General features: G+C 69.3%; 14 protein-coding genes. 3 read left to right on the top strand and 11 right to left on the bottom strand.

The features are described from left to right. Positions 1–6: 6 nt before the first annotated feature. From IF11_RS0104875 to IF11_RS0104865, 3 genes are all read right to left on the bottom strand, one after another. Complete coding sequence (locus IF11_RS0104875) at positions 7–1,356, bottom strand: ABC transporter substrate-binding protein (protein ID WP_030350155.1); 1,350 nt, start codon at positions 1,354–1,356, stop codon at positions 7–9. A gap of 262 nt (positions 1,357–1,618) precedes the next feature. Then, positions 1,619–2,629, bottom strand: a complete 1,011-nt coding sequence (locus tag IF11_RS0104870) for a LacI family DNA-binding transcriptional regulator (protein WP_030350154.1) — start codon at positions 2,627–2,629, stop codon at positions 1,619–1,621. 139 nt (positions 2,630–2,768) lie between these two features. After that, entirely contained in the window at positions 2,769–7,058 is a 4,290-nt protein-coding gene (locus IF11_RS0104865) for a galactose-binding domain-containing protein (protein ID WP_051745513.1), read from the bottom strand. A 320-nt stretch (positions 7,059–7,378) separates the two neighbouring features. On the opposite strand from IF11_RS0104865, the gene IF11_RS0104860 reads away from it, so the two are divergent. Next, a complete protein-coding gene (locus IF11_RS0104860) occupies positions 7,379–9,088 on the top strand; it encodes a sensor histidine kinase (protein WP_030350152.1) in 1,710 nt (569 codons plus the stop codon). Beyond that, the gene (locus IF11_RS0104855; RefSeq protein ID WP_030350151.1) at positions 9,085–9,762 is read left to right on the top strand and encodes a DUF7342 family protein; all 678 of its coding nucleotides are present in this window, start codon (positions 9,085–9,087) and stop codon (positions 9,760–9,762) included. The genes IF11_RS0104860 and IF11_RS0104855 overlap by 4 nt, the downstream gene beginning before the upstream one ends. Before the next feature lie 43 nt (positions 9,763–9,805). Here the strand turns inward: IF11_RS0104855 and IF11_RS0104850 are convergent, their stop codons facing one another. The 6 genes from IF11_RS0104850 to IF11_RS0104825 form a co-directional block, all read right to left on the bottom strand. Next, a complete protein-coding gene (locus tag IF11_RS0104850) occupies positions 9,806–11,398 on the bottom strand; it encodes a solute symporter family protein (RefSeq protein WP_030350150.1) in 1,593 nt (530 codons plus the stop codon). Then, positions 11,395–11,880: a DUF485 domain-containing protein gene (locus IF11_RS0104845; protein ID WP_030350149.1), complete on the bottom strand. Its 486-nt coding sequence runs from the start codon at positions 11,878–11,880 to the stop codon at positions 11,395–11,397. The genes IF11_RS0104850 and IF11_RS0104845 overlap by 4 nt, the downstream gene beginning before the upstream one ends. Before the next feature lie 99 nt (positions 11,881–11,979). Continuing rightward, positions 11,980–12,648 (bottom strand): response regulator transcription factor, encoded by a 669-nt coding sequence (locus IF11_RS0104840; RefSeq protein WP_030350148.1) that lies wholly within the window; start codon positions 12,646–12,648, stop codon positions 11,980–11,982. Further along, positions 12,645–13,829, bottom strand: a complete 1,185-nt coding sequence (locus IF11_RS0104835) for a sensor histidine kinase (RefSeq protein ID WP_030350147.1) — start codon at positions 13,827–13,829, stop codon at positions 12,645–12,647. Before IF11_RS0104835 ends, IF11_RS0104840 begins: the two co-directional genes overlap by 4 nt. Continuing rightward, the gene (locus IF11_RS0104830; RefSeq protein WP_030350146.1) at positions 13,826–14,335 is read right to left on the bottom strand and encodes a CcdC protein domain-containing protein; all 510 of its coding nucleotides are present in this window, start codon (positions 14,333–14,335) and stop codon (positions 13,826–13,828) included. The genes IF11_RS0104835 and IF11_RS0104830 overlap by 4 nt, the downstream gene beginning before the upstream one ends. Before the next feature lie 150 nt (positions 14,336–14,485). Continuing rightward, positions 14,486–16,612: a DNA gyrase/topoisomerase IV subunit B gene (locus IF11_RS0104825; RefSeq protein WP_030350145.1), complete on the bottom strand. Its 2,127-nt coding sequence runs from the start codon at positions 16,610–16,612 to the stop codon at positions 14,486–14,488. A gap of 455 nt (positions 16,613–17,067) precedes the next feature. On the opposite strand from IF11_RS0104825, the gene IF11_RS0104820 reads away from it, so the two are divergent. Continuing rightward, positions 17,068–17,298 (top strand): DUF7455 domain-containing protein, encoded by a 231-nt coding sequence (locus IF11_RS0104820; RefSeq protein ID WP_030350144.1) that lies wholly within the window; start codon positions 17,068–17,070, stop codon positions 17,296–17,298. A gap of 111 nt (positions 17,299–17,409) precedes the next feature. On the opposite strand, the gene IF11_RS0104815 is transcribed toward IF11_RS0104820, so the two are convergent. Continuing rightward, complete coding sequence (locus IF11_RS0104815; RefSeq protein WP_051745511.1) at positions 17,410–18,273, bottom strand: S1 family peptidase; 864 nt, start codon at positions 18,271–18,273, stop codon at positions 17,410–17,412. Between the two features lie 306 nt (positions 18,274–18,579). Continuing rightward, entirely contained in the window at positions 18,580–20,130 is a 1,551-nt protein-coding gene (locus IF11_RS0104810) for an RNA polymerase sigma factor (RefSeq protein WP_030350142.1), read from the bottom strand. Positions 20,131–20,160: the final 30 nt, after the last annotated feature.

Below are 20,160 nucleotides of genomic sequence, written 5' to 3'. Positions count from 1 at the left end.
GACGCGTCAGCCTCGCGCCAGGATTCCGTCGATCTTGGACTGCGCGTCCTTCAGGAGACCGTCGATGTCGGCGTCCTTCTTGGTGAGGACCGAGGAGACCGCTCCGTCGAGGACCGAGTAGATCTGCTGAGCCTTCGGCGGCTCCAGCTTCGCGGTGAGCTGCTGGCTGCCGTCCAGGAACGCCTGGTAGTTCTCGACCGGGACGTTGGCGTACTGCTTCTTGAGCTCCTGGTCCTTGGCGTCCGTGGCGCCGGTCCACAGCCGGGGCTCGGGGAGACCGACGGGGGCCTTCAGATCGGCGGCGCGCTTCCAGTTGTTGAGCCCGGTGCCCGGGGCGTTCGTCTGGAACTCCAGCCACTTCAGGCCGGCCCTGATCTGCTCGGGCGAGGCCTTCTTGCTGAACATGTAGCCGTCGCCGCCGATGAGCGTGCCCTTGCCGCCGGGCATCGGGGCGAGCGCGAGGTCCTCGTACTTGCCGCCCTTCTCCTTGACCAGGATCGGCACGTTGTCCGGCGCGGAGATGTACATGCCGAGCTTGCCGGAGCCCATCATCTGCTGGACGTCGTTGAGGATCAGGAGCTGCTTGGTCCCCATGGAGTTGTCGGTCCAGCGCATGTCCTTGAGGTTCTGCAGGACGGCCTTGCCCTCGGGGGTGTCGACGCTCCCCTTCTTGCCGTCTGCCGTGACGACATCGCCGCCCTGCGAGTAGATCTCGGCGGTGAAGTGCCAGCCGCCCTGGTTCTGCGCGCTGTAATCGGCGTATCCCACATAGCCCTTGCCGAGTCCCGCGATCTTCTTGGCGGCGGCGCGGACCTCTTCCCAGGTGGCCGGCGGCTTGGCGGGGTCGAGGCCGGCCTGCTGGAAGAGCTTCTTGTTGTAGAGGAGGCCCATCGAGTAGTTCGTGCGCGGGACGCCGTAGACCTTGCCGTCGACGGTGTAGACGTCGCGCAGCGACTGCTGGATGTCGCTGTAGCCCTTCATCTCCTTCACGTACGAGGTGATGTCCGCCGCCTGGTTGATGTCGACGACGTGCGTGGCGTCCGTGAAGTACGTGTAGAAGACGTCCTCCATCTGACCGCCGGCGAGCTTCGCGTCGAAGGTCTTCGGGTCCTGGCAGGGGAAGGCGTCGTGGCCGACGACGTCGATGTCCGGGTTGGCCTTCTCGAACGTCTTGATGTCGTCCTCGAAGTTCTGCCGGTCGATCTTGGCGCTCTTCGGCGGCATGCAGTTCACGGTGATACGCGTCTTGCCCCCGGCGGTGTCCTCACCGCCCGAGCCGCACGCGGCCAGACCAGTGAGGGCGAGCGCGGAGGCTATGGCGGCGGTGCAGGTGCGGCGGAACCCGGAACTTCTCATCGGTGGGACCCCTCTTGGGCAGGAGCGTGGGAAACCCACAGCTGCTCGCTGTGTGGCGGCGCTCACTCAACCACCAACTACGGATGTCCGCAATATGTCGCCCCGATTTCGCAAATACTTGACAGTTGGTGCGCATGTCCGGTCATCTGTATGCGGAACGGCCCCGCAACGCGGCGGGCCCCGCACGCTGTTCGCGTGCGGGGCCCGGATCCTGCCTGCCGTCGTGCTGTCGTGCTGTCGTGCCGCCCGACGTGCCCGCCCGTCAGGCGCGCGGGGCCTGCGCCGTGGAACCTCGTACCACCAGCTCCGGCTCGAACAGCAGCTCACCGGGCGGCACCGCGCCGCCCTGGATCTGGGCGCTCAGCATCTCGACGGCCGCCCGTCCCATGGCCTCGATGGGCTGCCGGACGGTGGTCAGCGGCGGCTCGGTGCAGTTCATGAAAGCGGAGTCGTCGAAGCCGACGACGGACACCTCGCGCGGTACGTCGAGACCCCGCCTGCGGGCGGCCCGTACCGCACCGAGCGCCAGCGGGTCGCTCGCGCAGATGATGCCCGTGACCCCCCGGTCCAGCAGCCGGGACGCCGCCGCGTGCCCGCCCTCCAGCGAGAACATGGTCCGCTCGACGCACTCGTCGGGAAGCTTCACCCGGGCCGCCTTCGCCGCCGCCAGCGCCGCCGCGAGCTTGCGCCGGGAGGGCACATGGTCCGACGGGCCGAGGACGAGACCGATGCGCTCGTGGCCGAGCGAGGCGAGATGGCGCCACGCCTGCTCGACGGCCACGGCGTCGTCGCAGGAGATACAGGGGAAGTCGAGATTCTCGATCGGCGCGTTGATCAGGACGACCGGGATCTTGCGCTCGGCGAGCAGCCGGTAGTGGTCGTGCGGGGCGTCCGCCTGTGCGAACAGCCCGCCGGCGAAGACCACCCCGGAGACCTGCTGCTGAAGCAGCAGTTCCACATAGTCCGCCTCGGAGACGCCGCCCTTCGTCTGCGTGCACAGCACAGGCGTCAGTCCTTGCTGGGCCAGCGCCCCGCCGATCACTTCGGCGAACGCCGGGAAGATGGGGTTCTGCAACTCCGGCAGCACCAGACCGACGAGCCGGGCGCGCTCGCCGCGCAGCTGCGTCGGCCGCTCGTAGCCCAGGACGTCCAGCGCGGTCAGCACCGACTGGCGCGTGGCCTGCGAGACCCCGGGCTTGCCATTGAGTACCCGGCTGACCGTGGCCTCGCTGACCCCAACCTTCTTCGCCACCTGAGCAAGTCGTCGCGTCATACACGCAAGACTATCGCAAGGGATGCAAGCTACTTGCTTGAGAGCGTAATCCGGGCGTAAAGGGGCCGGTGGAGCGAGGTGCCGGCCGGAGACGACCGGCCGGCACCACACTACGGCCCGCGGGGCCCTGCGCCCCCTCCTACGGGTTGATGTTGATCTTGAAGTTGGGCGTGGTGTTCTTCACGTCCAGGGCGTTGTTGTTGAGCGTCAGACCGTTGAAGGTGACCTCACCGACGGCCGGGCCCTGACCCGCCTCCGGCATCTCGTTGGCCCACAGCCCGAAGCCGGACTTGGCGTCGAACGCGTCACCGCTCTTGCGCGCCCCGGAGATCGAGATGTCGCTGAGGATGGTGTCCTTGATCGGGAACTGCGGCTGACCGCCCACGTAGTTGGTCTGGAACATGATGCCGCTGTAGGTCGGATCGACGATGTCGACATTGTTGATCCGGATCCCCTGGAACACCTTGGACGCCGAGAACAGCCAGATCCCCGGGAAGGTCTGCGCTCCCCAGAAGTGGCCGCCGGCCCGGACGATCGACACGTTCTCGATCGTCGTCGGATCGGTCCCGAAGCCGTTCATCGGATATCCGAAGTCCAGCGAGCTGACCGTGATGCCCGAGTACACGAGCGTGTCCGCGATATGGATGTTGCGGAAGGTGTTGTTGTAGCCGCCGTAGACGGCCACACCCGCCGCTCGCCAGGTGAGGATCGAGGTCAGGTTCTCGTAGACGTTGTTCTTCATGTCCGAGCCCCCGGCGTCGATCGCCGAGAACAGCGCGAAGCTGTCGTCGCCCGTGGCCCGCGCATCGTTGTTGACGACATGGTTGTCCGTGCTGCCGTTGGTCATGTTGATGCCGTCGGCGAACATGTTGCGGATCCGGGAGTTCTTGATCGTGATGCTGTCCGTGTTGGCGCCCCAGTAGAGGCAGACCATGTGCTCGTTCCAGATGTTGTCGATCACGATGTCGGAGACATTCGAGAAGTCGAACACCTTGCCCGGACCGTCGATACGCGAGGTGTAGTTGCCGAAGTACGCGAAGCCGGTGAAGGACGAGCCCTTCGCCGCGGCCTCCGCGCGGAAGCCGATATCGGTGTTCTCCTGCGCCGCCGGGGCATGGAACCTGGTGTACCAGGGACCGGCGCCGACGACCTTCACCGGCTTCCCGTACACCTGGAACTTGCTGGACGTCTGGTAGTCACCGGGCAGCAGATAGACGCCGACCAGCTTCCCCGTGGTGTCCATCCGCACCCGGTCCAGGGCGTTCTGCACGTCCTGGTGGGTGAATCCGGCCGGCACGGTGTACGTGGCCGGGTCCGGGTTGGCGATCTGCGTGACCTGCTCCAGGTTGATGAAGTCGATCGCGTAGGTGGAGGTGTTGGCCGCGTCCTTCTGGAGCCTGATCTTGCTGCCCGCCTGGACGGTCTTGCCCAGCATGACGTTCGCCTCGTCGTAGATGTGCCGGGGCGCGCCGGAGCCGGGCGAGTTGCCGGGGCCGGTCTCCGCTCCGTACAGCCACGCGTACTTGGAGGTGAGGTCGATCGCCTTGAGGAACGTGCCGTCGACATAGATGTTCAGGGTGGAGTTGATGCCACCGCCGCCCGCCGAGTCCGGTATCGAGAACCGCGTGACCAGCGTGTTCGTACTGGCCCTGGTGGTGAACTCGACGTAGTTGCCGGTGTTGTTGAGCGTGACGGCCTTACGGCCCGACGCCTCGCCCGCGACATCGCCGACAGTCCTGTTCGGGCCGACGACCTGTGCGCCGCCGCCCGTCGTGCCGTCCTCCGCCTCGTACATGTCGTACGGCATATTGGCGCCGCGCCCGACGAACAGCGGCTGTGTGCTGGTGTTGTTCGCGCGCTTCACCGGCAGTTCGTTGGCGTCGTCGGCGAGGACGACCTTCACGGTGTACGAGCCGTTGGCCGCCGCCCAGGTGCCGAGGCCGACCGGCGGGGTGGTCGCCCCGGCGGCGATGGTGCCGTTATACGCGCCGGTCAGGGTCTTGACCGTGGCGCCCTTGGAGTCGAGCAGCGAGAGCGTGATGCCATGGGCGCCGGCCGCGGAGGCCACCGTGCCCTGGTTCTTGACCGCCACCGAGAAGGTGACGGTGTCCCCGGCCGAGGGCGAGGACGGTGAGGTGGAGACGGTCGCGGCGACCAGGTCCGAGCTGGAGACCGGCCTCACCACCAGCGCGGTGGGGCTGGTGTAGGAGTTGTTGGTCTCGTTCTGTTCGATGATCAGATTGGCCGGGTCCGCGACCGCGCCGAGCTGGTACGAACCGGCGTCGCGCGGGCCGATGTCCGCCGTGACGGTGGCCGAGGCCCCGGCCGCCAGGGCGCCCACCGAAGCGGTGGCCGCCTTGCTGCCGCCGAGCTGGAACTCGACCGTGCTGGCCGGTGCGGCGACAGCCCCGGAGTTGCGTACGGTCGCCGACAGGGTGATCGGGTCGGACTCGACCGGCGCCGCGGGGGCCGCACTGACCGCCGTGACCTGGAGGTCCGGGTTGGGCGCCGGCTCGCCGAGCACCTGGAACTCCGCCACCTGCCCCGCGCCGGAGCCGGTGTTGGAGGTGAACTTCAGCTGGACGTCGGCGACGCGCGCGCTGACCGGGATGGTCACCGCGTTCCCGCTCGCCGGGCTGAACGCGTAGTCCTTGGCCGCCACCAGGCTGGTGAGACCCGAGGCGCTCTGCTCACGTCCCAGGACCTGGATGTTCTGCGTCCGCGCTCCCCAGCTGCTGTCCGGGTTGAGCTTGACGACCACGCTCTGGGTGTCCGCGTTGGCGCCCAGTTTCACCGTGAGCGTGTTGGGGTAGCTGCCGCCCGCGCCCTCCCAGTAAGTGGTGACGCTGTTGTCGTTGGCGTTCTCCGCGACGAAGGTGTGGATCACGGAGGACGCGCTGATCGGCTTGCCGACGGCGAGGTTCGACGCCGATCCGCTGCTGCCGTTCCTGGTGACCGTGTTGCTGTTGCCGGAGCGGTTGCCCGCCGCGTCCTTGGCCCGTACGTAGTACGAGACGGTCGTGCCGACGGGCTGGGTGTCCGTGTACGTGGTGACATCGCCGGCCACGGTCTGGCGCAGCGCGTTGTTGGCGTAGATCTCGTACCCCGTCACGCCCGTGTTGTCCGTCGAGGCGCCCCAGGTCAGCTTGATCTGGCCGGAGGACGGCTCGGTGAAGGCGAGGTTGGCGGGGGTGGTGGGCGCCTGCGTGTCACCGCTGTCGCCCTGGCGGGTGACGGTGTTGCTGTTGCCCGAGACGTTTCCGGCGGCGTCCTTGGCCCGTACGTAGTACGCGACGGTCGTACCGGTGGGCTGGGTGTCGGTGAACGTCGTGACATCGCCGGCGACGCTGGTGCGCAGCTCGTTGTTGGCGTAGATGTCGTAGCCGGTCACGCCCGTGTTGTCGGTGGACGCCTTCCAGGTCAGCTTGATCTGACCGGTGACCGGCTCGGTGTAGGCCAGCTCCGTGGGCGCGGTGGGCGCCTGGGTGTCACCGGTCTCGGGGCCGTAGATCTCCAGTTCGGAGAGCTGGCCGCCGGGCTGGCCGGTGTTGGCCGTGATCAGCACGCGGACATAGCGCGTGGTGACGGCGTCGAAGGGGATCGTCACCGCCTGGCCGCCCGCGGCGTTGAAGGTGTACGCCTTGGACGCGGTCAGATCGGTGAAGGCGGAGTTGTTCTCGCTCCCCTGGATCTTCAGCGTCTGATCCCTGGCGCCCCAGCCGTCCGGCAGCCGCAGCACCACCTGGTTGACGCGGACCGAGGAGCCGAGGTCGGCCTGGATCCACTGCGGGAAGGCGTTGTTCCTGCTCTCCCAGTAGCTGGCCTTGTTGCCGTCATTGGCGTTGCCCGGCCCGTAGACCTCGGTGAAGCTGCTCGCCGTGAGCGTCCTGCCGAGGGCGAGATTGACGGACGCCGCAGCGGCGGTGTGCACCTCCAGCTCGGAGAGCTGGGCCTTCTTCCCCGCCGTGTTGCCCGTGATGTTCGCCCGTACGAAGCGTGCCTTGGTGGCCGGGAACGACACGGTGACCTTGTTGCCCGCGCCCTTCCTGAAGCTGTACGTGGCGGAGGACTTCAGCGTCGAGAAGCTGGTGCCGTCCGCGCTGCCCTGGAGGGAGAGCGTCTGCTTCCGGGACTCCCACCCTGCGGGGAGCTTCAGCACCACCTGGTCGACGCGCTTGCTCGACCCCAGGTCGGTCTGCACCCACTGGGGGAACTTCTTGCCGTCGCCCTCCCAGTACGTGGACTGATCCCCGTCCGTCACGTTCCGGGCGGTCCCGTCGCCCGATGTCGCGCTCGCCGCCGCGGTCCGCCCCGCGGCGATGTTGGGACCGTCGGCCGCCGCAGCGGTCATCGACGGCCAGCCGATCATCAAAAGACTGGTGGCTATGGCGGCGGAGAGGACCCGCCATCTCCGGCGTAGCGATCTCATGGATCCCCGATCTTCGGCCTCGGCGCGGGGGCGACGAGGGCGCGGCTCTGGCTGCGTACCTGTAGGACAGGCATTTCTGCACTGCTGAACAGAGTCTTTTGCGTTTTGCGGTCAGAGAGTTGCAGAGAAATGCGAGTGCGTCCACCGCCCGGACAGAACCAAATCACCCGGTTCCCCACCCGAGTTGGCCGCCCGTGTGCCTCACGCGCCGCTTTCCGGCCGCTCAGCAGGGAACCGTAAGTGCACCGCAAATTACGCAAGTCATTTGCGTCAATGTGGAAGTTTCGAAAAGGGCGTCCGGCCCTCTACCGTTCGTACATATGAACGCCGCACTGAGCACCGCGGGCAGACGACGGCGATTCGGCTGGCCACGCCGGGTCTTCTCGCAGGTGCTGCTGATGCAGCTCGCCATCGCCGCGGGCGTCACCGTGCTGGCCACGGGCCTCTTCCTCGCGCCCTTCAGCGCCGAGCTGGACGACCAGGCGATGCGCCGCGCGCTGGCGATCGCCGAGACCACGGCCTCCACGGATGTGGCCGCCGATCTCGTGGCCACGGATCCGACGGCCGACGGCCCCGTACAGGCCGAGGCCGAGCGCATCCGGCAGTCCACCGGCGCCGAGTATGTGGTGATCATGGACAGACGCGGGGTGCGCTGGTCGCACACCGACCTGGACGAGATCGGCAGGGTCGTCTCCACCGACCCCAGCGACGCCCTCGCGGGCAAGGACGTCATGGAGCTGGACAACGGCACGCTCGGCCGGTCCGCCCGGGGCAAGGTGCCGCTGCGCGACGAGAGCGGGCGGATCGTCGGAGCCGTCTCGGTCGGTATCGCGTACGACAGCGTCCGCGACCGGTTCCTGGCCGCGATCCCCGGGCTGCTCGCGTACGCGGGCGGCGCGTTGGCCGCCGGGGCGCTCGCCGCCTATCTGATCTCCAGGCGTCTCCAGCGGCAGACCCATGACCTGGCCTTCTCCGATATCTCGGCGCTGCTCACCGAGCGCGAGGCCATGCTGCACAGCCTGCGGGAAGGCGTCGTGGCGCTGGACGGGAGCGGCCGGATCCGGCTGATGAACGACGAGGCGCAGCGGCTGCTGGGGCTCGGCCCCGACGCCACCGGACAGCCGCTGGACGAGGTGCTCGGCGCCGGGCGCACCACCGAGGTGCTGGCGGGGCGGGTGGTCGGCGAGGATCTGCTGGCCGTCCAGGGCAGCCGCGTCCTGGTCGCCAACCGGATGCCCACGGACGACGGAGGGGCCGTCGTGACCCTCCGCGACCGTACGGAGCTGGAGCGGCTCGGCCGGGAGCTGGACGCCACCAAGGGGCTGATCGACGCCCTGCGCGCCCAGGACCACGAGCACGCGAACCGGATGCATACGCTGCTGGGACTCCTGGAGCTGGAGATGCACGAGGAGGCGGTGGAGTTCGTCACCGAGGTCGTCGGGGTGCACCGGGCCACCGCCGAACAGATCACCGAGCGGATCCATGATCCGCTGCCGGCCGCGCTGCTGGTCGGCAAGGCCACGGTCGCGGCGGAGCGGGGCGTCTCGCTGCGGCTCTCCACCGGCACGCTGCTGCCGGACCGGCTGATCGACCCGCAGGGCCTGGTCACGGTCGTCGGCAACCTCGTCGACAACGCGCTGGACGCGGCGGCCGGCTCCGAGGACCCGCGGATCGAGGTGGAACTGCGCGCCGAAGGCCGTACGGTCGTGCTCGTGATCTCCGACAGCGGCCCCGGCGTCCCGGCCGACCAGCGCGAACTGGTCTTCTCCGAGGGCTGGTCGACCAAGGAACCACCGGCCCACGGCAAACGCGGCCTGGGGCTGGCCCTGGTGCGCAGGCTCGCCGAGCGGCAGGGCGGCAGCGCACGGGTCGGCGCGGCGGCGCACGGCGGCGCGGAGTTCACGGTCGTCCTGCCGGAGGCGCTGACGGAAGCGGAACCGGGCGGGAGCATGGAACCGGACGCGACCACGGAGTCCGGGGCGCCACCCGGGACGGCCCGCGAGCAGGCCACGGCAGGGGAGACACGATGATCGACGTACTGGTCGTGGACGACGACGTCCGGGTCGCGCGGATCAATACGGCCTATGTGGCCAAGGTCGCGGGCTTCCGGGTGGTGGCCCAGGCGCACACGGCCGCCGAGGCCCTCGACCGGCTCGCCGAACACCCCGTCGATCTCATCCTCCTCGACCACTATCTGCCGGACGAGAACGGGCTCGCGGTGGTACAGGAGTTGCGGCGGCTCGGCCATCAGACCGACGTGATCATGGTGACGGCGGCGCGCGATGTCGCCACCGTCCAGTCCGCGATGCGCCACGGCGCGCTCCAGTACCTGGTCAAACCGTTCAACTTCGCCGGGCTACGGGCCAAGCTGGAGGCGTACGCGACGCTGCGCCGCACCCTGGAGGGCGGCGGCGAGGCGGAACAGTCGGAGGTGGACCGGATGTTCGGGGCGCTCTCCGCCGCGAGCGCCCCTGCGCTCCCCAAGGGCCACTCCCCCACCACCGCTGAGGTGGTGCGCAGGGTGCTGATGGGCGCCGACGGACCGCTCTCGGCGCAGGAGATCGCGGAGCGCGCGGGGATGAGCCGGCAGACCGCGCAGCGCTATCTCAAGCTGCTGGAGCGGGCCGGGCGGGTACGGCTCACGCTGCGGTACGGGGAGACGGGGCGTCCGGAGCACCGCTACGCCTGGGCGACGAGCGGCTGAGGGACACTCCCCTGCTTCGGCGCCCGTGTCCGTGTCCCCTGCCTCAGACCGCTCCCGCCCCGGTCAGCGATCTGACCTCGGTCTCCGCGTGCCTCGCCTCGTCCGGCGGCTCGGTGGAGGTGACCGTACCGAACCAGCCCGCGAGGAAGCCCAGCGGAATGGAGACCACCCCCGGGTTCTGGAGCGGGAAGTACGCGAAGTCGACGCCGGGCAGGATCGATTCGGGGCTCCCCGAGACCACCGGCGAGACCACCACCAGCAGGACCGCCGGGATCAGCCCGCCGTACACCGACCAGACCGCGCCGCGCGTGGTGAAGTTCCGCCAGAACAGCGAGTAGAGCAGCACGGGCAGATTGGCGGAGGCCGCGACCGCGAAGGCGAGCCCGACCAGGAAGGCCACGTTCAGGTTCCGGGCCAGCAGACTGAGCGCGATCGCCACCGCGCCGATCCCGGCCGCCGCCAGCCGTGCCACGGCGACTTCACCTCGCCGCTCGGTGTGCGCACGCTTGAGCGAGGCGTAGAGATCATGGGCGACGGAGGCCGAGGAGGCGAGCGTGATGCCCGCGACGACGGCGAGGATGGTCGCGAAGGCGATCGCCGCGACCACCGCGAAGAGCACCGTCCCGCCGGTCGATCCCGCCCCGCCGCCGAGGTCGAGGGCGAGCAGCGGGACCGCGGTGTTCCCGGCCGCGTTGGAGGCACGTACCGCGTCCGTGCCGACCAGCGCCGCCGCGCCGAACCCGAGCACGATCGTCATCAGATAGAAGCCGCCGATCAGCCCGATGGACCAGATGACCGAGCGGCGGGCGGCGAGCGCGGTCGGCACGGTGTAGAAGCGCGACAGGATGTGCGGCAGTCCGGCCGTGCCGAGGACGAGCGCCAGCCCGAGGCTGATGAAGTCGATCCGGGCGGTCCAGTCCCCGCCGTACCGCAGTCCCGGCGCGAGGAATTCCCTGCCGTGGCCGCTCTGTTCCGCTGCGGTGTTCAGCAGCTCGTTGACGTTTCCGTGGAACCGGACCAGGACGAGCACGGTCAGCGCGATCGCGCCGGCCATCAGCAGGACGGCCTTGACGATCTGGATCCAGGTGGTGGCGCGCATACCGCCGAGCGAGACATGGATGACCATCAGCGCGCCCACGCCGATCACGGTCCAGGTGCGCGCCGCACCGCTGGTGCCGCCGAGCAGCAGCGCGACGAGGCTGCCCGCGCCGACCATCTGCGCGACCAGATAGAGCACGGAGACGGTGACCGAGGAGGTGCCCGCGGCGATCCGTACGGGACGTTCACGCATCCGGGCCGCGACCACATCGGCGAGGGTGAACCGCCCGACGTTACGGACGAGTTCGGCCACCAGGAACAGCACGACCAGCCAGGCGACGAGGAAGCCGACGGAGTAGAGCATGCCGTCGTAGCCGAACAGGGCGATCAGGCCCGAGATCCCGAGGAAGGAGGCCGCGGACATGTAATCCCCGGCGATGGCGAATCCGTTCTCCATGGGCGAGAAGAGCCGGCCGCCCGCGTAGAACTCCTCGGCGGAACCCTGCCTGCGGCGGCTCACCCAGGTGGTGATCCCCAGCGTGACCGCGACGAACGCGCTGAACAGCAGCAGCGCCAGGGGCTGGTGGTCGCCGCTCACCGCGCGTCCCCCTCGGCGCCGCGCGTCCGCCGGTCGAACACGGCCCAGCGCAGTTCGAGCGCCGCGCGGTCCCGGTGGAGCCGGGCATGGCGCGCGTACGCCCAGGTCAGCAGGAAGGTGGAGAGGAACTGGCCGAGGCCCGCGACCATCGCCACATTCACCGCGCCCGCGACCGGCCGGGCCATCAGCTCCGGCGCGGCCGTCGCCGCCACCACATACGCCACGTACCAGCCGAGGAAGGCGAGCGAGGCGGGGATGACGAACCGGCGGTAACGACCGCGCACCTCCTGGAAGGCCGCGCTGCGCCGGACCTCGGCGTAGATGTCGGCGGTCTCGGTCGCGCCCCGGGAGTCGGGGCCCTGTGCGGCGGGCGCCGCGGAGCTGTCCGTACCGCCCCACTCGCCCCAGTCCGGGGACAGCGCCTCGTACCACGGGACGTCGAGCCGTACCGCCGCGGCGGCACGCCCTTCCTGCTTCTCCACCGGTCAACTCTCCTTGTCGGCGAACCGTTTCGGCCGCGTGCAAGAAGGATGGACAGAGTGGGAAGATCCCGGACTCTTCTCTCCCCCGGCTTCACTCCATCAGGTGATGGTTGTCCCGGGTGGCGGGATGAGCCCGCGCTGATAGGCGTAGCGCACGGCCTGCGCGCGGTCGCGCACACCGGTCTTCGCGAAGAGGTTGTTGATATGGGTCTTCACCGTGGCCGCCCCGATATGCAGCCGCTGCGCGATCTCCTTGTTGGAGAGGCCCTCGGCGACCAGCGAGAGCACCTCGGCCTCGCGGGCGGTGAGCCCGTCGGGCAGCTCCGCGGGGGCGGGCGCGGCGGGCGGGGCCGTGACCCGCTCCAGCAGCCGGCGCTGTACGGCGGGCGCCAGCCCGGCCTGCCCCGCCAGTACGTCGTCGACGGCCCGCACGATCTCCTCACCGCCCGCGTCCTTGGTGAGATAGCCGCGGGCACCGGCCCGGAGCGCGGCGAAGAGCGAATCGTCGTCGGCGTATGTCGTGAGCACCACGACCTGCGTGCCCGGGTGCTCCGCGCGGATACGGCGGGTGGCCTCCACGCCGTCGCAGCGCGGCATCCGCAGATCCATCAGGACCACATCGGGGGCGAGTTCGGCCACGAGGGCCACGGCCTCCTCGCCGTCCCGCGCCGCGCCGACGACCTCGATACCGGGCAGCAGCCCGAGCAGCATCACAATGCCCTCGCGCACCACGGCCTGATCATCGGCGACGATCACCCTCGCCGTCATGCGGGCACTCGCAAACGCACGCTGAAACCCTTCTCGTCGGGGTCTTCCGGGCCTCCGGGACCCGCCTCCAGAGTGCCGCCGAGCAGTTCGGCGCGCTCCTTCATCCCCAGCAGACCGTACCCGGAGCCCGATGCCCCCAGCCCGGCCGGTGCCGGGCCCTTCCCGCCGGAGTCCCGTACGTCCAGCGTCACCTCGTCCGCGCCGTATGTGAGCCGGATCAGCACCCGCGCGCCCGGGGCGTGCTTCCGTACGTTGGTGAGCGCCTCCTGCACCACCCTGCGCACGGTCTGGGACGCCTCCGCGGGCAGTGGCCTCGGCTCGCCGCCGATCTCGACCTCGGCGCCGTCCATCGCGGCCAGTTCACGCAGATAGTCGCCGAGGGGCGCCATCTCGCCGCGCAGCGCGGAGAGCGCCTGGCGGGTCTCGGCGAGCCCTTCGCGTGCCATGGAGCGCGCGGCGACGACCCGTTCCAGGATCTGGTCGCGGAACGGGCTGTGCGGCTCGCGCTCGATCCGCAGCCGGGCCGCCTCCAGATGGACGAGCTGCGCGGAGAGGCTGTGCGCCAGGACGTCATGGATGTCCCGGGCGATCCTGGCCCGTTCCGCGAGGGCTGCCGACTCCGCCTCGGCGGCGCGGGCGGCGCGCTCCTGCGCCAGCAGCCGCTGGGCGTTGCCACGCGCCTCCGCGTCGAGCCGCAGTACATATCCGGCCAGGAGCAGCCCCGCGGTGGTGATCGTGGTGGTGAGCCGGCTGTCCTGGTTGTACGCCGCGAAACCGCCGAGGGCGACGAGGGTGGTGGGCAGCGCGGCGACGAGCGGCAGCCGTTCCATTGCGACGACCGCGCAGCCGCACCAGAGCACCGTGGCCGGGATCTCGAACCCGCCGTGCCGCGCGACGACCGCCCCGCCCATCAGCAGTACGAGCAGCCCGACCGACGGCCAGAGATCGTTGCGCAGCGTGGTGCGGTAGAAGCACCAGGCGAGGAATCCGGTGAGCAGTACGCCCGCGACGGCCGCGACCGCGCCCCAGCCGGCCACATGGCGCTCGCTGAAGGTGGACCACAGCAGGGCGCCGAGGGCCAGCACGCGTACGCCCCGGTTCAGCCATCGCCGCGCATCGGTGCGGCCCGCCCGGGAGAGAGCTTCCCGGGCGGGCCAGTTCGTCCAGGCCTCGGGAGTCACACACGGCCCTTCCACGGTGCGGCGGCTACGCCGTCACCGTACGACGGCCGGGCGGCGCGGGCCCGCCACACCAGCAGCCCCCTGCGGACCAGCACCGAGGCGGCGAGCGCGAGCAGCAGCGCCCCGCTGCCCTGATGGATCCCGATCAGCGCTCCGACGCCCATGAGCCCCAGCCGCAGGGCGATGCCGGCGATCCAGACCCTGGCGGTGGCCTTCGTGCCCTTCGACCACACCGACCCGTCCCGCTCGGTCCAGATATGGCTGGTCCTGGCCCAGCCGGCGCCCATCAGCACCCCCACGACCAGCTCGACGCCCAGCAGCAGCGCCGACAGCGACGGCTCCCGCGCGTCCAGCAGGCCGGGCTCACCCAGCGCGATCACGACCAGGATGACGGGCATCACCAGCCAGCGGTGCCCTTCGGCGGTGACCCGCTGTGGCTTGGACTGGCGGGCGGCGATCAGGGCGACCACCGCGACGGCCACCAGCACATTGAGGAGCGAGGACATCGGGGCCTCCGGGGACGAAGAAGTTCAACGACTTCGACGCTACGGAGAAACACCAGGTCGGAGCATCGGCGCGGGGGTTGATCACGGGTGGAGGAACGGCCTCCACCCGTGGGTGGAGGCCGTTGTCCCGGATGCCCCGGGCGTCCCGACTCAGGCGTCGATGCGCGAGCGGTCCAGTGTCGCCGCCGAGCTGGTGATGAACTCCTTGCGAGGAGCCACCTCATTGCCCATCAGCAGGTCGAAGATCTGCTCCGACGACTCCAGGTCCCCGATGTTGATCCGCCGCAGGGTGCGGTGGCGCGGGTCCATCGTCGTCTCCGCCAGCTGGTCGGCGTCCATCTCGCCAAGGCCCTTGTAGCGCTGGATGGCGTCCTTGAACCGCACGTTCTTGCGCTGGAACTCCAGCAGCGTCTGCCGCAGCTCGTTGTCCGAGTACGTGTAGACGTACTTGTCCTGGCCCTTCTTGGGCTGGACCAGCTCGATCCGGTGCAGCGGCGGTACGGCGGCGAAGACCCGGCCCGCCTCCACCATCGGCCGCATATAGCGCTGGAACAGCGTGAGCAGCAGGCAGCGGATATGGGCGCCGTCGACATCGGCGTCGACCAGCAGCACGATCTTGCCGTAACGGGCGGCGTCGATGTCGAAGGTCCGGCCCGAGCCCGCCCCTATGACCTGGATGATCGCCCCGCACTCGGCGTTCTTGAGCATGTCCGAGACGGATGACTTCTGGACGTTGAGGATCTTGCCCCGGATCGGCAGCAGCGCCTGGAACTCGCTGTTCCTGGCGAGCTTGGCCGTACCGAGCGCGGAGTCGCCCTCCACGATGAACAGCTCGCTGCGGTCCACGTCGTCACTGCGGCAGTCGGCGAGCTTGGCCGGCAGCGAGGAGGACTCCAGCGCCGTCTTCCTGCGCTGCGCCTCCTTGTGCTGGCGGGCCGCGATCCGCGTACGGGCGGCGGCGACGGCCTTCTCCAGCACGGCGCGGGCCTGCGCCTTGGCGTCGCGCTTCGTCGAGGTCAGGAACGCCTTGAGCTCCTTGGCGATGACGTTGGCGACGATCCGGTTGGCCGCGGACGTACCGAGGACCTCCTTGGTCTGGCCCTCGAACTGCGGCTCGGCGAGCCGTACCGTGACCACGGCCGTGAGGCCCTCCAGGGCGTCGTCCTTGACGACGTCGTCCTCCGCGACGCGCAGCATCTTCGCCGAGCGCAGCGCCTCATTGACCGTTTTGGTCAGGGAACGCTCGAATCCGGTCACATGCGTGCCGCCCTTGGGGGTGGCGATGATGTTCACGAACGACTTGACGGTGGTGTCGTACCCGGTGCCCCAGCGCAGGGCGACATCGACGCCCAGCTCGCGGGTGACCTCGGTGGGAGTCATGTGCCCCCGGTCGTCCAGGACCGGCACGGTCTCCTTGAAGGTGCCCTGCCCGGTCAGCCGCAGCACATCGCAGACGGCCTTGTCCTGCGCGAGATATTCACAGAATTCGCTGATACCGCCGTCGAACCGGAACGTCTCCTCGATCGTGCCGTTGCCCTCGCTCTCGCCGAGGCCCCGCTCGTCCCTGACGACGATCGTCAGTCCGGGGACCAGGAAGGCGGTCTGCCGGGCACGCTGGTGGAGCGTGTCCAGGGAGAGCTTGGCGTCCTTGAGGAAGATCTGCCGGTCGGCCCAGTAGCGGACGCGCGTGCCGGTACGGGTCTTGGGCACCCGCTTGCCCTTGCGCAGCCCGTTCGCGGGATCGAAGGGGCTGTCGGGGCCCTGCTCGGTGAACATCCCGGGGACACCGCGCCGGAAGCTGATCGAGTGCGTGGCGCTGTTGCGGTCCACCTCGACGTCCAGCCGGGCGGAGAGGGCGTTCACGACGGAGGCGCCCACGCCGTGCAGACCGCCCGAGGCGGCGTACGAGCCGCCGCCGAACTTTCCGCCGGCGTGCAGCTTGGTCATCACGACCTCGATGCCGGAGAGGCCGGTCTTGGGCTCGACGTCGACGGGGATGCCCCGGCCGTTGTCCTTGACCTCGACCGAGCCGTCCTCGTGGAGGATCACCTCGATGTGGTCGCAGTACCCGCCCAGGGCCTCGTCGACCGAGTTGTCGATGATCTCCCAGAGGCAGTGCATCAGGCCGCGGCTGTCGGTCGAGCCGATATACATTCCGGGGCGTTTGCGGACCGCTTCGAGCCCTTCAAGGACGAGCAGGTGCCGCGCGGTGTAGTTGGAGCCGTCACGGTCTGCTGTCAGCAGCGCAGTGGACGGCACGGACGTATCGGCGGTCACGCGGTTCGCTCCTCGCTGAATTTGAGATGGGCCCCCGTGGGGTAAAGGCCCGGCGTCTGTCACCGGTCAGAGGGTACAGAGGCCTGGTAGAGCCGTTGTCACGCCACCCTCGCGAATTCTCATGCTAGTCCAAGGTCGCATAGGTGTTCGATCCTTCGATGGAGTGAAGCACACATCACGTTCCCTTCCAGGCATGAACCATTTAGGCTCCGGGCACGTCCTCATCAACAACCGGCAAGCCGGCCGGCGAGGGCGATCCCCCTGACAAGCAACGTCAAGCAACGCGAAACCCGTAGTGCGAAGCCCCGCGAGCAATACGGCCCATTCGCCGCCAACCGTCAGCAGTCAGCCACAACGGAAGAAACTTTCGAGGAAAAGCCGAGAGCGGGAACGTTTTCGGCCTGGTTGGATGTTGACCCTGGTACGACAGCTCGTCGAGCTAGAGAAGAGGCGACGTGACTACTGTTCTGACCCCCGCGAGCCCGCTGACCGCGGCTGACCGCTGCGACCGGTGCGGCGCCCAGGCCTATCTGCGCGTCCTCCTGTCCAGCGGTGGTGAACTGCTCTTCTGCGCCCACCACGGACGCAAGTTCGAGCCGGAACTCAAGAAGATCGCCGCGGAAATACAGGATGAGACCGACCGACTGACGGCCGTACCGGCCGGCGGCGGTGAAGAGGAACACTGACACCTCGCATCCACGACGAGCCAGGGGCCGGTCCCGAGCCGGCCGACGGGCGGCCACCCCTGTACCGCAGGGTGACCGCCCGTTCTCGTCGTCGTGGGGCCCGCACTCCGATCAGCGCGGGGCCCGTGCTCCGACCGCGTCGGCGACGGGCCGCGCGCCCATGGTGATCCGGGTGTAGACCCCCGGACTGTCCGCGCGCCCGCAGCCGCTCCCCCAGGACACCAGCCCGATAAGCCGTCCCTTGGCCACCAGCGGCCCGCCGCTGTCCCCCTGGCACGCGTCATGCCCGCCCCGGGGATCGCCCGCACAGAGCATCGTGGAGGCCTCGTAGCGGTCTCCTGAGCCTCCTGGGTACGCCCGCTCGCAGCTGGAGTCCGGCAGCACCTTCACAGGCGCGGAGCGCAGCGCCTGAGCGTAGTCGGCGTCGCCCGAGGTATCACCCCAGCCGTAGACCGCCGCGTCGGTGCCCGGCGCGGCGGCCGGGTCTCCCGGCTCCGCGGGCCGGATCGCGTACTCCGCGGGCAGCGCGCGCGAGAGCGTCAGTACGGCGAGGTCCGACTCGTTGGTGCGCGGCTCGTACGCCGGATCCACCTGAACGGACCGTACGGCGATCTCGCGCCCGCCCGAGCCGCGCAGCCGCTCACGGCCCGCGATGACGCGGAGGTCCGGTACGTCCTTCGGGGCCGCCCCGAGGACGTCCTTGCCCACGCAGTGGGCGGCGGTCAGCACTTTCGTCGGCGCCACCACCACGCCTCCGCAGAACTGGCCCGCACGCGTACCCCCGAAGCGGTCACGGCTGGACAGAGCCACGACCCAAGGGCTGTCGGCGATCCGCACCGCCTGACCGCCGACGATCACCCGATCGGCGGCGGCGGGGACAGGCGCGACGAGTGGCAGCACCGCCCCCGCGGTGATCACGGCCAGTCCTCCGGTCAGCGCTCGGGCGGTCAGCACTCGGGCTACGGAACGACGCATACAGTCTCCTGACTCTCCGGTGGACTCCGATCTACCCAGAGTCACCCCACCGGTCGAGTCTCGCACCCCCGCGCGCAGCGCGAAGGCCCGGATCCTCGGTGGCATCCGGGCCTTCACTCGTGCTTCGCGCGCCCCCTGGGCCTAGGTCCTGTCCGGCCGATCTTCGCGGATCAGGCCGCAGCGTCTGGTGCGTGCGATCGCAAGGCGGAGGGTCTCCCCAGTACTGGACGTACTGGGGAGATCCCGACAACGCCGCGAACGTGCGTGCCGGGCGTCGCCGGGCAGGCGGGACTTTGGAGACAGGCCCTAGTCCAGGTAGTCGCGCAGAACCTGCGAACGCGAAGGGTGGCGCAGCTTCGACATCGTCTTGGACTCGATCTGGCGGATGCGCTCACGCGTCACGCCGTAGACCTTGCCGATCTCGTCCAGCGTCTTCGGCTGGCCGTCCGTGAGACCGAAGCGCATGGAGACCACGCCCGCCTCACGCTCGGAGAGCGTGTCGAGCACCGAGTGCAACTGCTCCTGGAGGAGCGTGAAGCTCACGGCGTCGGCCGGGACGACCGCCTCGGAGTCCTCGATGAGGTCTCCGAACTCGCTGTCGCCGTCCTCGCCCAGCGGAGTGTGCAGCGAGATCGGCTCACGGCCGTACTTCTGGACCTCGATGACCTTCTCGGGGGTCATGTCGAGTTCCTTGGCCAGCTCCTCCGGGGTGGGCTCGCGGCCCAGGTCCTGGAGCATCTGGCGCTGCACACGCGCGAGCTTGTTGATGACCTCGACCATGTGCACCGGGATACGGATGGTGCGGGCCTGGTCGGCCATGGCGCGGGTGATCGCCTGACGGATCCACCAGGTGGCGTACGTGGAGAACTTGTAGCCCTTGGTGTAGTCGAACTTCTCGACCGCGCGGATCAGACCGAGGTTGCCCTCCTGGATCAGGTCCAGGAAGAGCATGCCGCGGCCGGTGTAGCGCTTGGCCAGCGAGACCACCAGTCGGAGGTTGGCCTCCAGCAGGTGGTTCTTGGCCCGGCGGCCGTCCTCGGCGATGATCTCCAGCTCGCGCTTGAGCTTCGGCGCGAGCTTGTCGGAGTTGGCCAGCTTGTCCTCGGCGAAGAGACCGGCCTCGATGCGCTTGGCGAGCTCGACCTCCTGCTCCGCGTTGAGGAGCGGGACCTTGCCGATCTGCTTCAGATAGTCCTTGACCGGGTCGGCGGTGGCACCGGCGACGGCGACCTGCTGGGCCGGCGCGTCGTCCTCGTCGTCGTCGGAGAGTACGAAGCCCTTGTTCTCGCCCTCGGTCTCCTCCTCCTCGCCCTTGCCGCCCTGCACCTCATCTGTGGGCTCTTCGCCGTCGGCGGCCTCGTCGGAGTCCTTCTTGCCGACGGCCTTCTTGGCCGTCGTCTTCTTCGCGGCGGTCTTCTTGACCGTGGCCTTCTTGGCGACGGTCTTCTTCGCGGCCGCCTTCTTGGCGGGGGCGCCGGCCTCGTCGGCCGCGGCTTCCACGATCTCTGCCGCCGGGGCCGAGGTGGCGGCCGCGACGGTCTTCGTCGTGGTCGTCTTGGCCGCGACGGTCTTGGTGGCGGTGCGCTTGACCGGGCTCTTCGCTGCGACGCTCTTGCGGGTGCGCTTCGGCGACTCCGCGGCACTGACCATCAGCGTCACACCCTCTTCCTCGAGGATCTGGTTGAGGCTGCGCAGAACATTCTTCCACTGGGTTGGCGGAATCTGGTCGGCCTCGAAGGCCCGACGCACGTCATCGCCGGCGATCTGCCCATCAGCCTTTCCCCGCTCGATGAGCGCCATCACAGACTCGGACTCGGCGATCTCCGGCGGGAGCGTACGGGATGTGCTGGCCGACACGAACAACCTCTCGGAACGATGGAAACGGCT

This window comes from Streptomyces scopuliridis RB72, from assembly GCF_000718095.1.
Taxonomy (GTDB): Bacteria; Actinomycetota; Actinomycetes; order Streptomycetales; family Streptomycetaceae; genus Streptomyces; species Streptomyces scopuliridis.
The sequence above is the reverse complement of the archived record's forward strand: the minus strand, read 5'-3'. Positions and strand labels throughout refer to the sequence as shown.

Coding starts and splice junctions, on each gene's coding strand:
- IF11_RS0104865 (WP_051745513.1), bottom strand. CDS start 7,058: ATGAGATCGCTACGCCGGAGATGGCGGGTCCTCTCCGCCGCCATAGCC.
- IF11_RS0104815 (WP_051745511.1), bottom strand. CDS start 18,273: ATGCGTCGTTCCGTAGCCCGAGTGCTGACCGCCCGAGCGCTGACCGGA.
- IF11_RS0104860 (WP_030350152.1), top strand. CDS start 7,379: ATGAACGCCGCACTGAGCACCGCGGGCAGACGACGGCGATTCGGCTGG.
- IF11_RS0104875 (WP_030350155.1), bottom strand. CDS start 1,356: ATGAGAAGTTCCGGGTTCCGCCGCACCTGCACCGCCGCCATAGCCTCC.
- IF11_RS0104830 (WP_030350146.1), bottom strand. CDS start 14,335: ATGTCCTCGCTCCTCAATGTGCTGGTGGCCGTCGCGGTGGTCGCCCTG.
- IF11_RS0104855 (WP_030350151.1), top strand. CDS start 9,085: ATGATCGACGTACTGGTCGTGGACGACGACGTCCGGGTCGCGCGGATC.
- IF11_RS0104840 (WP_030350148.1), bottom strand. CDS start 12,648: ATGACGGCGAGGGTGATCGTCGCCGATGATCAGGCCGTGGTGCGCGAG.
- IF11_RS0104870 (WP_030350154.1), bottom strand. CDS start 2,629: ATGACGCGACGACTTGCTCAGGTGGCGAAGAAGGTTGGGGTCAGCGAG.